The organism is Indolivaga capnocytophagoides DSM 22835, from assembly GCF_000426485.1.
GTDB lineage: Bacteria > Bacteroidota > Bacteroidia > Bacteroidales > Dysgonomonadaceae > Dysgonomonas_A > Dysgonomonas_A capnocytophagoides.
Map to the genome: position 1 here is coordinate 225,243 of NZ_KE384529.1, position 12,541 is coordinate 237,783.

Below are 12,541 nucleotides of genomic sequence, written 5' to 3' on the forward strand. Positions count from 1 at the left end.
GATTTAAACTTAATATGAAATAAGACATACGTTAAAAAGAAATTACATTACATTTGTCACTCAGCAACGGATATCCAGTATGATAAAGCCTCTGACTTCACTTCGATTTATATTTGCCTTTATGGTCTTTATGAGCCATTCTATTCTTTTCGAAAAAAGCCAGAACCCTTTTCTATACCATTGTTTCTATGAAGGATATGCAGGTGTCAGTTTCTTTTTCGTATTAAGTGGTTTCATTCTGGCATATACTTATCAGGAAAGATTTGTCAAGAATGATATATCAAAGAGAACGTTCTATACCTATCGGCTGGCTCGTATTTATCCATTGCATATACTCACATTGCTTATCTGGGTATATATGAGGAAAGACCATCCCCTAAATGCTCCCTACATAACCAATCTTCTATCAAATATATCTTTAACCCAAAGTTTCTACCCGACAGACGAAATCCGCTTTAATGCCGCAGCATGGAGCCTCTCGGATGAGATGTTTTTCTATTTGCTGTTTCCTTTTATACTTAAATGGCTGACCGGATCGCCACGTAAACTATATATAGCATTTATAAGTGCTTCCATTCTGCTGATTGCTCTGTGCCCTATATTCGGAGGAATGAAAGACGAAGAATGGTTTTTCTACGCCTTTCCCCCCGTAAGACTACTTGATTTTATTCTTGGTATCTTCTTGTATAATCTCTGTAGAGCCATTAAACCCGATTACCTGAAAAGACGATACATTGCAACCTTCGCCGAAGTATCTGCGATCATGGTATTTCTGCTATTTTACACCGCTGCATATTTTATACCTCAAGTATATCGCCACTCATTGTGGTACTGGATACCTATTGGATTGATTATCTCCGTTTTTTACTTTCAGTCGGGATATATATCCAAAATTCTTGCGAATAAACAATTCGTTTGGCTTGGAGAAATCAGTTTTGCGTTTTACATGTTCCACGGAATTGTATTATGGTATGTAAAAAGAGCCTACTTTCTGTTGGGTATATCCGCCCCTAAACTTTCGGTATTCATACTTGGCATCATTATTACCATTATCATTTCGGCTGTTTCCTTCAAATATTTCGAAATACCCGCAAATAGATGGATTAAGCAGAAATTGAACAAATAAGATCATAGACCTATTTATTACTTTGGTAAATATAACAACCTGAGCTTATTATAATTTGAAATTATATCATTATTTAGATCTGCATACTATAAAGGATTCTATTTATCTGTTCGGAACGGTGCAACAGGCAATCCCGATTTACTTTTCAATGTACACTCAGGATTATCTGCCCAACCATAACGAGCAGCCAAAGGAGTTTTAACCGATGCTGATTTAAGAATTATCTTATTTCCATCGATAGTAGCCACAGCGGGATAATATACATTATCAGCTCCTGCCACAATAAAACCTTTTACTGCCGACGATACAGGCAGAGTTTCGTTAAACAACAGAACCAAAGCTCCGCCCGACACATAATAATCAGTCATATAAGCAGCTCTTGACTCTACATTCTTCTTATATGTATCCGACAAAGACAATAAAGCAAGGCGTCTTCCAACCTCCTGCTTATTCTTAGGATGAATATCTCCTGCCTCGCCTATATCAATAGCTACAGCCATACCTGTATTTTTCAGATGAAGAGCTTCAGACTGAGCTTCTCGCAACGCAGCCCATTTAGAATCAGGCTGAACCTCCTGATGAGCCATAAAATTAGCTAACTGAACAAAGTAAAAAGGGAACTCATAACCCCACTTTTCGCGCCAGTCGGTAATCATAGACTGGAACAACCGTGCATATCTGTCTGCCCTTTCGGCATTCGATTCACCCTGATACCAAATAGCTCCTTTTATAGAGAACTTAATCAATGGATTTACCATACCGTTATACAATACGGTTGGATAACCCGAACTTTCGGGCGAAAGCGGCATAGGAGTCAAGTCTTTCAGAGACATTCCCACCTGATAATTCCACGATCCGGATAAAGCAATTATTTCATTTCCCGACTTGGCAGATAAGTTTCCGGTTATACCTCCTTCTCCTGCGTAGTCAGCTACACGGACTGTTATCACCCCTTTACCTTTTTTCACCAAAGCTGCAGGAATAGTATAATTTCGGGGAGTCTGATAGCCTGCACCCTTTGCAATTTCAACCCCGTTGTAGTATGTGATATCCTCATCATCGATCATACCAAGGCTTAACGCTATTGGCTTTCTCTCCCATGAAGCCGGTATATCTATTTCTTTCTGAAACCAAACAATACCATCGAAGTCTTTCAAACCTTTTGCTTCCCAGTTTCCCGGCAATGTCATTTCTTTCCAGTCACTGCCTTGTTGTAATTGAGATACCCAGATAGGACGACCATCTACATAACCTTTATCCTTACCAATCAGATCATGGTTGTGTTTATCTATTTTCTGCTGATAATTACTCAGAAGTGTTTGCCTGTCAAAACCAGACTCCTTAAGCATAGAAACAGACTCCTGATATCCCGAAACATGCTGTAAGGTATTGAAACTTGTCCATGCTTCGGCGGGGGTTCCACCCCATGTGCAATCAATCACACCAACTGGGACTTTAAGTTCATCCCATAATTTACGGGCATAGAAATAGGCTACCGAAGAAAATTCCTTTACTGATTGAGGTGTACACTCCTGCCATCCCTCCATATTTACCTGAACTTCATCAAGAGGAACTACTGAAGTCGTTTTCTTTACTTGTAAAAGACGAATCGACGGATAATCGGCATTAGCAATTTCCTGTTCGTAATTTAAAACCTTGCCCCACCCTGCCAGAGGCATTTCCATATTAGACTGTCCAGAGCAGAGCCATACTTCGCCAACCAATACATTAGTCAGTTTAAATACTTCCCCATCCGATATGGAAATGGTGTAAGGTCCTCCCGCTTCGGGTGTACTCACCGCAACAGACCATATTCCATTCGGATCTGATTTGGTTGTATACTTCTTTCCATCCCAGCCGGTTTCCACCACTACATTCTTATTAGCCTCAGCTTTTCCCGGAAAAACCAGGCTGCTCTTTTGCTGGATAATCATATTATCGGAAAAATAAGCTGGAAGAGAAATTTTCGCAGAAACCGATAATGCTATACAAGACATTATCACTATCAAAAAACATCGATTAATCTGTGTCATGATTCTAAATTTAAGGAATCTCAATTAAGGTTTCAGACCTGTTTGAATATTTATTTTTACAATAGCAAACTTACATAAAAAGTGACTAAATCTATTAATTATAATCAATAATAAGACAGCAGACATATTTATCAAGATTATACATCAAAAAAGGTTACAAAAGTCACATCAAAATCACATATTTTCACCTGTTACCTTTATTTCTTGCCTACGACTTCACTTATAGATAAAAATGCCGATTACAGAGCAATCCTGGGCACTAAAAAAGTCCGAAACATTATTTTCTATAAATAAGTTCCATCACATCACCTTTCTTTAAAGAAAAACGGAAAAACCCATCACCTTTTTGTTTGAGCATGATCTGCTCGCCATTAATTACAAATAAGGGGACAAGTGCATCATGAGCAGATTTCACAACAAAACTATTATCGGCTACAGCGGTAATCTTGGCTTTTTCAACATTACCTTCTTTCCATTGCAGATCAACATTTGCGCCACCTCTTACCGATAGACCTTTAAAAGATCCGTCTTTCCATGCTTTTGGCAATGCAGGTAAAAACTCAATATACCCTTCGTGACTTTGAACGAGCATTTCGGCAATACCTGCACCACCAGCCTCATTTCCGTCAAAAATAAAAATATCATAAGGAGCTCCGGCTATACCTTCCGGTGAAATTGTCAGCAGGTTTTCACGTGTAAAATTCCGTTGAAGTAATACAACACTATTATAAGCATTCTCAGCATCAAACAAACGGGCATAGTTACAAATCATATTCGCCCGGCTCCATTCCACATCTTCCCATCCTTTAGCAGCTAACCTCAATTCCATAGTACGACGGGCAGCTTCGGCTAACTCAGGTGTCTGTACTGGGGTAATCTGATGAAAAGGGTACAAGCCCAGTAAATGAGTTGTATGTCTGTGATTAGGCTGAGCTTCGTCAAAATCCTCAAACCATTCCTGTAATCCGCCGTTTTTACCGATTTTATATGGAGGAAGTAATTTTATCGCCTTCTCCATATCTTTTCTGAATGAAGCATCTATATTCAGAATTTTGGATGCCTCTAGACAAGACGTAAGAGTCTCCCAAACCAATAAACGGTCACTGGTAGGCATCATCGACAATGAAAGTTCGTCTCCCTTATATCTGAATGAATTTTCGGGTGATGTACTCGGTCCTGTCATCAGAAAACCGCTATTCGGGTCTTTCACCATATAGTCTATTAGAAACTCAGCATTACTTTTCAGCAAAGGATAAGTTGTATTACGCAGAAAATCACGGTCGAGAGTATATAAATACTCCGTCCATAAGTGAGAAGCAATCCACGAACCGGCAGTAGGAAACAATCCCCAGTTAACACCGGATCCCGAGGCTGTATATCCCCATACATTAGCGACAGTATGAGCAGTCCACCCCCGAGTACTATATACTTCGGAAGCCGTTTTACTTCCATATTGAGCCAAATGTCCTATATAATTGAACAAAGGCTTATTCAATTCATGCAGATTACCGACATTCGCCAGCCAATAATTCTGCTGAGTATTGATATCCAGATGATAATCATTAGTCCATCCCATATTGCAAGCCAGATTATCGTTCCATATACCTTGAAGATTTGCAGGCAATGGCGAATCTTCGCGCGAAGAAGCAATCAACAAATAACGGGCATAATTGAAAAACAAAGCATCCAGCCCAACATCACAGCCTCCGTCTTTTACCAATTTCCATTTTTTATCGGTAGGTAAATTTTCATTAGAGCTTGTTCCTAAAAATAAATCGACACGATCATATAAATGGGAATGGTCGGCAACATGCGCCTGCTTTAATACATTATAATCTTTAGCCAAAGCTTTTTGTACAGTTTGCAAACAGTCGGGTTGATAATTCGGATTACTATAATCCGTTCTCACATCAAAAACAATAGTAACCTCAGATGCTTCTTTTATAGATACCACACCGCCTTTGGCAGTAACTGTCCCTTCTTTTGCCTTTACAGCTATTTTGCCTTTGAAGTTCACACCTCCGGTACCTTGTTTCGGAAAAGAAACCTGCCCCTCTATTTCAATACCGTTATCCCGAGCCGTAATATCTGCTTCACGCAATAAAGCAAACGATAAATTAACATTGACACTTTTCGATTTATCTGCCGAAAGATGGATAATCAAAGCATCATCGGGATTACTGCAAAGATACTCACGTATATAACGGACATTACCGGCTTGGAACGAAACCTGATTAATAGCTGTACGTAGATCTAAAACCCGTTTATAATCAGAGATATGATTATCGGCATATATAAACTTCATTTTCAGATCTCCCAATGGAACATGCGACCCGAACGAATGGGGTGTTCCGGCCAGATATTCCGTACCTAACCGATTTCCTTCCGCCAGATTCCCATCAAAAAAGGCTTTTCTTATTTCTGCAAGTTTTCCTTTTTCGAGTGTACGTTGCTGTCTGGCATCATAATCGCCTGACCACATTGTAATCTCATTCAGAGCAACAGTTTCATTATATACATCACCAAAAACATTTGCTCCGATCCGACCGTTACCCAATGGCATGGATTCCATCCATTCTTTAGCAGGCTGCTCGTACCAAAGTTTATGTAAGTGGCTGTTTTCTTGCGAATCAGCCACCTGTATGCTCAAAAAAGCACTGATCAACAAAACCAGCAAAGCTTTTCTTTTCATCTTAAAACTTCTCATATTCAATCCCTTCCTTATTTCTCTATTTTCAATAGTTTCACATCTTTGGAGGGAATAGCCAATCGAGCCTTTTTGTCCAGTTGTAAACCACTCCAGAGCTCTGTCACTTTCAACACCTGATTTACATCAAGCCCTATCCTTTCATAAGGAATTGCAGAATTATTGTCATTATCAGTATAATTGAAAACAGCCAGATAAGTTATTCCTTTTTTATCTGTATATACAAACTGATTTTCAGATTTCTCGCCAACACCTTCCACCGGACGGAACGACTTACCTACAGCCACAGCATTGACAGCTGCATTAGTTAGGTATTTTTCGGCTCTCGCTTTAACTCCTTTATCTCCGGTTTTACTGAAATCGTCTCCAGCAATAAACAATCCGGTAATAACAGCGGATGTAATACGGGCTCTGTTTTCTCCTTCGGTTGCATCACGCAATACCACGTGATCTGCATCATTGAACTGATACACATTATCGATCCACCAACCGTATGATACGGCATTCATGGTATATTCAGTATCTTTTATTTTATTCCACGCATCGCAGGCAATACGACGAGATTGGGCATATTGAGCCGGAAAAACAGGTGAAATAGATAGATTAAGAAACATATCTCCAAAATATTTATTCAATAGCACCATACCATAATTGTATGCCTGAATTCCTGTTCTGATTTCGGGTCTGTACCATTTGTCTCCTTCCATTGCACCGTGCCCCATGAAGTCCATCTTCACATATTCAAAGCCACAACGGCGGAATAGATCCGATGTCACTTTCATCCGTTGTGCTATTGCCGGATGAGTAGGATCAATGGCGTATGCTCCGTCAAACTCCTGAGGTTTTCCTTGTGCATATATATAAATATCCTTGAATTTATATCCGGGAGCATCTTCCACATCCTTTTCGGGATTTTTACCCCAATCCGTAAATGGAGTCCAGTAAATACCCGCAATCTGTCCGTTAGCCTTACATTTTTGCACAAAGGCTTTTAACTCGTCTTCCGAAAAAATATTCCAGCCCGAATCCAACCCTATATAAACCAGATTATCAGGGCTGACAAAATGATTGTTCTGCAATTTATCCTTGAAGTAATCCGATACTTCCATTACATGATTCGGACGCATGTTGAACTGCAATGCACCCCAACTGTTCCAACCGAAAGGAACCGCCTTGTTCCATTCTTTACAAGGAGCAATTATTGCATTTGCTTTTCCGTATTCATCCATTCCCGTACGCCAGTCGTCGAAAAAGCCGATCATTACTTTGGGCGATTTTATTTTTTTTCCGGTTAAAGATCCATGTACATTGGTATCACGGGTCAAGGAATCGGCAACCCCTCCGTAACAAACTAGCGAACCTATATTATTCAAATCGCCTTTAGTCATATCCACTGCTGTTTTCCAATTATCGTGTTCTACCGATCCTATAACCAATCCGTTACGGGTCTGATTATTATAAATAGTTGTTACTTCGTAACTTCTCAGTTTATCGAATGTAAAAGAATGAGCCTGAAATCTCACCCAAGCGTCATTATCGAAAGGTACGAATAATGCTCTGTTATCTCCTTCAGGCAGCAAATGTCCTACACGGTCGATATTCACCGGAGCCATATAATTAGACGAAACATCTTTAACTGCATCCTCTAATTGAATATCAGTAAGGATATAATCTTTATCATTATATACATAAAAAGTTTGCACCAGTCTCGGCAAGCTATCCGATGTATAAGTTATCTCGAATACCGATCCTTGCCCGAAACCATCACTGACTGCATTTGTTTTATATGCACTTTTTGCATAATCTTTTGAGGTAATGAGTTTATCTCCTAATTTGAACGAAGCATATAAACCTTCAACAAGATGTTTCGAATTTTTCTCTATTCTTATAGATTTGTCTTCCTCGTTATATTTCACTAACCATTTATCTGTTTTTACTGAGGATGACTGCCCGCAGGAAGACAAAAACAGAATAGCTAACAGAGTAAATAATAAATAAGTTTTTTTCATATGTATTTTATTTATAAATGAGAACTTTACATTTATCTGTTTTTATTTTATTATCAAAAATCAACCGGTCTATTTTTCGACTCTGCTCCCCATTTCGAAGGCTTATTACCCATAACAAAGTCGAGAGTACCACCGTTTACAATGTCCGAATGACGGATAAACGTATTCTGATAAGGTTTTCCATTTAACTTTACAGACTGAATATATATCTGATCTTCCGATTTACGTGGAGCATATATAATAAAGGTCTTATCTCTCCCTACATCAATAACAGCTTTCGTAACCAAAGGCGATCCGATAACATAAACACCATTCGCCGGATTAACGGGATAAAAGCCTAATGCACTGAATATATACCAAGCAGACATCTCGCCACAATCGTCATTACCTGCATATCCGGCCGATGTAGTATCATACAATTCGGTGAGTATCTTATTTACATAAAATTGGGTTTTAGCAGGTTCTCCCGCATAGTTATATAAATAGGATACATGATGGCTGGGTTCGTTGCCGTGTGCATACTGCCCGATAAATCCGGATGCATTATCATTCAATTCGCCGCTATTTTCATCATGTCCAAGAGTAAAGAAATCGTCCAGTTTTTTCACAAAGGCTTTATCTCCGCCAACCATTTCAACCAATGTACTCATATCATGCGGAACATACCAGAAATATTGCCAAGCGTTGCCTTCGGTAAACGGATAACCACCATTAGAACCGTATTTGAAGGGATCGAACGGAGTCAGCCAATTACCTTTATCGTCTTTCGATTGGAAGAACGAAGTCTCTTGATTATACAAATTCTTGTAAAATAGAGCACGTTTCATAAAATGCTTATAATCATCATTCTTTCCTAGCCTTTTAGCCAGCTGAGCCACACACCAGTCATCATAGGCAATTTCAAGAGATATAGATACCGACTGAGTTTGTATATTTTCGGGCATATATCCGTATTTTTCCCATACATCGAATAGCGAATTGGGATGTGAGATCAAAGACGATTCTTTGACAGCCTTATATGCAGCTTCGGCATTTATACCCGGTACTCCTTTTAAGACTGCATCAACAATCACCGGAATGGCATGATTACCGATCATGCAATAGTTTTCCTGCCCCCATAGCTGCCATATAGGCAAATAGCCGTATACTTTGTACTGACCGAGCATACTGTTCACAAAATCAGCTGTACCCTCGGGCTGTAAAATAGTATACAAAGGATGAGCCGCCCGATAAGTATCCCACAATGAAAAGGTTGAATACTGAGCTCTCTGACCGTCAGAAACATGAGCCTTGGTATAGTCTATCGCCGTATAATCACCATTTACGTCTGACACGATATTGGGTTGAATGTGTGTATGATATAAGGCTGTGTAAAAAATCTCTTTTTGAAGCTCTGTCGCTTCAACCTGTATTTTTTGCAGTTCTTTCTCCCATTTTTCTCCTGCCTGTTGTACAACGTAATCAAAATCCCAGTCTTTAATTTCAGCATCCAGATTCTGACGGGCATTTTCGATACTCACACCCGATAAACCGACCTTCGCCAAAAGCGGAACCGAATCCTGCTGACCGAAGTTAAATACCGAACGCAGTCCGCTGCCATTCACAATTTTGTTATCAGTATATAATCTGTTGCCATCAAATGTGTCATTTCCTTTTATAGGCTTGGAAAAACGAATATAAAAATATACCTTCCGCAATTTCGCCCATCCTGTAATCAGACGATAACCCGACAGTGTATACTCATCGATCTGCCTGATCTGGGAATTGATTATACGAGTAGACCAACTGCCTTTATTTAATGAATGATCCAGATCTATGATCACATTAGCTTGAGCTCCCAGAGGAAAAGCATAACGATGAAATCCTGCTCTTTCGGTAGCTGTCAGTTCCGCTTTGATATTATCTTTCAACAAATCGACCTGATAATATCCGGGGGAAGCCGATTCTTGCTTATGAGAAAATTCCGATTCATACAGGTGATCTGTCGACAGATAATTTTTATCGCCTGTACCCAAATTCTGGGTTGTAGGCATCAGCAGCACATCAAAAAATTCGGCAACACCCGTTCCACTCAGATGAGTATGGCTGAATCCGACTATTACTTTATCGTTATAATCATAGCCCGAAGCCTGTGCCCAATCAGGTGCATGGCGGGTATCGGGACTCAGCTGAATCATCCCGAAAGGTACTACAGCCCCTGGGAAATTATTCCCCGAAAGACTCTTGTCAACAGCGCCTGTACCTATAAACGGATTGACATACGAGGTCAACTTCCCGACAGAACTTTGACTATTCATTGCAATTGTCTGAAATAAGACAACAGCCAAACACAAGATATTTCTCACTCTTTTCAGTATCATATTTCAGTAAATCATTATTGATAAGTAATTATTTACGTTACACTTAGATAGTCAGCAAATAGGTCTGAGACCTTATTGTTCCGTAATTAATAAGACCGAACTTTTAAAAGGTTCGCCTATATTGAGAGTGATACCCGATTTTATCAGAAAATCACCACTGAACACTTGACCATCATTACCAAAAGACGAATGATTATTTTCTTTATTCAATTCTGTTATTTTATACATCTTAGCAGCATCCAGACCACTCAGTTTAGTTTCGAAATAAGTAGTACGTCCATGGTATTTAAGGCTATAAGCAAATAACACTGATTGCTTTTTATCCTTCGAAACATACATATGAGACGCCCATCCGCTATCGCCGTAAGGAGATGCCAAGCGATATAAATCGCCGAACTGAACTATAGGGCGTATCAATTTATAATCATTGATAGCCGCTTTTGCAAATGCATATTCATCTCCTGTGATATCAGATGGTTGAAGCTCCATCCCCAAACGTCCCGACATGGCAACATCGAATCTGAATTTAAGCGGTGTTATCATGCCCGTCTGATGATTCGGACTTGTAGATACATGGGACCCGGTAGCTATAGCCGGAAAAAACAAATTTGTTCCGTATTGAATAAAAATCCGGTCTAAAGCATTCGTATTATCACTCGCCCAGAATTCATCGTGATATCTCAATGCACCGAAGTCGACACGACCGCCGCCCGAAGAGCATAACTGAATTTGGATATCTGGATACTTCGCCCTTATACGTTCATATACATTATACAGACCTTTGACATACTCGTACCAGAAATGAGTCTGATCGTCAGCCGATAAATAAGTGGAGCCTACATTATCGGCATGCCTGTTTGCATCCCATTTTATATAGCTGATATTAGAAGACAAAGCAACCACATCATCAAATGTTTTTAATACGAAATCCTGAACCTGAGGATTACTTAAATCCAACAGCCATTGGTTGCGCATCGGGAGTATATCCCGTTTACCGCTTTGAACTATCCATTCGGGATGTTTTTCGGCAAGTTCGCTTTTAGGATTTACCATTTCGGGTTCGATCCAGATTCCGAATTTCAATCCTTTATTAACTGCATAATCAGCCAGATATCGTATACCTTTAGGTAATTTTTTCACGTTAGTCTGCCAGTCTCCAAGTCCGGCATTGTCTCCGTTACGCGGATATTTGTTTCCGAACCAGCCATCATCAAGCACAAACATTTCAACACCAAATTTGGCCGCATTATCAATCATGGTAGTGATTGTTTTCTCATTGAAATCAAAGTACGCCCCTTCCCAGCTGTTGAGTATAATCGGATGAAGCTGATCACCGTGTGTCATTGCATATTTACGAGTCCAATCGTGATAATTACGAGAAATCGGCCCTTTACCGGATGAACTGTAAGTAAGTATCATTTGAGGAGATTCCAATTTTCTGCCTGCTTCCAGATTATAAGTGGCAGCAAACGGATTCATGCCGCTTATGATATTCAAAGTTCCGGTTTCATCCACTTCGAACGAAAGTCTATAATTGCCAGACCAAGCCAAAGATCCGGCGAATACTTCGCCAGTATTCTCAGAGCCCGGAGCATTTGACGACAACAGGAAAGAAGGACTTTCTGACTGTGTGGCACGTACACCTTTTTTAGTTTCAATTACTTTAGTACCATGAGTCAGTTTTTCTTCTTCAACCTGCATTTCGGCTGCCCATGTTCCATGAAAATGGGTAAGATAATAAGATTCGCGATGAATAGGAATATATGACGAAGCCAGATTTTCGACCTTTATAGCTTTATTTTCATTATGAGAAATTACAACCGATTGTGCTATAATATTTTCCTTTTTGTATGCAATGAAGCGCATATCAACAAAAACGGGATATAATTTGTCTTTCAAGTGAATAACCATTTCGGTACGGTTGCTGTCTATATTTTTGGATTCGGACGAAACATATATCAATTCAGTCGTCAATACTCCATCTTCGTGAGTTAATTTAAGTGCCGGATTCAGATAAAATCGTCCTCCATAAGAAGGATATAGCTGGGTCACCAACTCATCACTCGTATCAGGTTGACCTTTAAATCCTTTATTCATAAAAGGTTTCACATCTGCCAGTTTATCTCCCCAATATAAAAACACGACTTTCTCGTTGGGCACTGCACTGAATATCATACTGTGATTATCGGTCTCGACCTGAATAATCTGTTTTGATTGTGCAGATACTTCCGGACAAACAAACAGCAAACAAATAAAACTAAATAATATATATTTCATAAAACAATAAGTTTACTAACGGAATCTTT

General features: G+C 39.5%; 6 protein-coding genes. 1 reads left to right on the plus strand and 5 read right to left on the minus strand.

Annotated features, from left to right (window positions below; translation table 11 throughout):
* Window positions 1-79 precede the first annotated feature (79 nt).
* Window positions 80-1,126, plus strand: a complete 1,047-nt coding sequence (locus tag K322_RS0114355) for an acyltransferase family protein (protein ID WP_026627501.1) — start codon at window positions 80-82, stop codon at window positions 1,124-1,126.
* Between the two features lie 98 nt (window positions 1,127-1,224).
* Here the strand turns inward: K322_RS0114355 and K322_RS0114360 are convergent, their stop codons facing one another.
* The 5 genes from K322_RS0114360 to K322_RS0114380 all read right to left on the minus strand — a co-directional run bounded on the left by K322_RS0114360 (window position 1,225) and on the right by K322_RS0114380 (window position 12,512).
* Window positions 1,225-3,159 carry a sialate O-acetylesterase gene (locus K322_RS0114360; protein WP_051290820.1) on the minus strand — a complete coding sequence of 645 codons (1,935 nt, stop codon included), beginning with the start codon at window positions 3,157-3,159 and terminating at the stop codon, window positions 1,225-1,227.
* Between the two features lie 277 nt (window positions 3,160-3,436).
* Window positions 3,437-5,851, minus strand: coding sequence for a glycoside hydrolase family 95 protein (locus tag K322_RS0114365; protein WP_035332190.1), 2,415 nt, complete (start codon window positions 5,849-5,851; stop codon window positions 3,437-3,439).
* Between the two features lie 29 nt (window positions 5,852-5,880).
* Window positions 5,881-7,875: an alpha-galactosidase gene (locus tag K322_RS0114370; protein WP_026627504.1), complete on the minus strand. Its 1,995-nt coding sequence runs from the start codon at window positions 7,873-7,875 to the stop codon at window positions 5,881-5,883.
* 53 nt (window positions 7,876-7,928) lie between these two features.
* A complete protein-coding gene (locus tag K322_RS0114375; RefSeq protein WP_035332191.1) occupies window positions 7,929-10,235 on the minus strand; it encodes a GH92 family glycosyl hydrolase in 2,307 nt (768 codons plus the stop codon).
* Window positions 10,236-10,307: 72 nt separating this feature from the next.
* The gene (locus K322_RS0114380; RefSeq protein WP_035332192.1) at window positions 10,308-12,512 is read right to left on the minus strand and encodes an alpha-galactosidase; all 2,205 of its coding nucleotides are present in this window, start codon (window positions 12,510-12,512) and stop codon (window positions 10,308-10,310) included.
* Window positions 12,513-12,541: the final 29 nt, after the last annotated feature.

Coding starts and splice junctions, on each gene's coding strand:
- K322_RS0114380 (WP_035332192.1), bottom strand. CDS start 12,512: ATGAAATATATATTATTTAGTTTTATTTGTTTGCTGTTTGTTTGTCCG.
- K322_RS0114355 (WP_026627501.1), top strand. CDS start 80: ATGATAAAGCCTCTGACTTCACTTCGATTTATATTTGCCTTTATGGTC.
- K322_RS0114365 (WP_035332190.1), bottom strand. CDS start 5,851: ATGAAAAGAAAAGCTTTGCTGGTTTTGTTGATCAGTGCTTTTTTGAGC.
- K322_RS0114370 (WP_026627504.1), bottom strand. CDS start 7,875: ATGAAAAAAACTTATTTATTATTTACTCTGTTAGCTATTCTGTTTTTG.
- K322_RS0114375 (WP_035332191.1), bottom strand. CDS start 10,235: ATGATACTGAAAAGAGTGAGAAATATCTTGTGTTTGGCTGTTGTCTTA.
- K322_RS0114360 (WP_051290820.1), bottom strand. CDS start 3,159: ATGACACAGATTAATCGATGTTTTTTGATAGTGATAATGTCTTGTATA.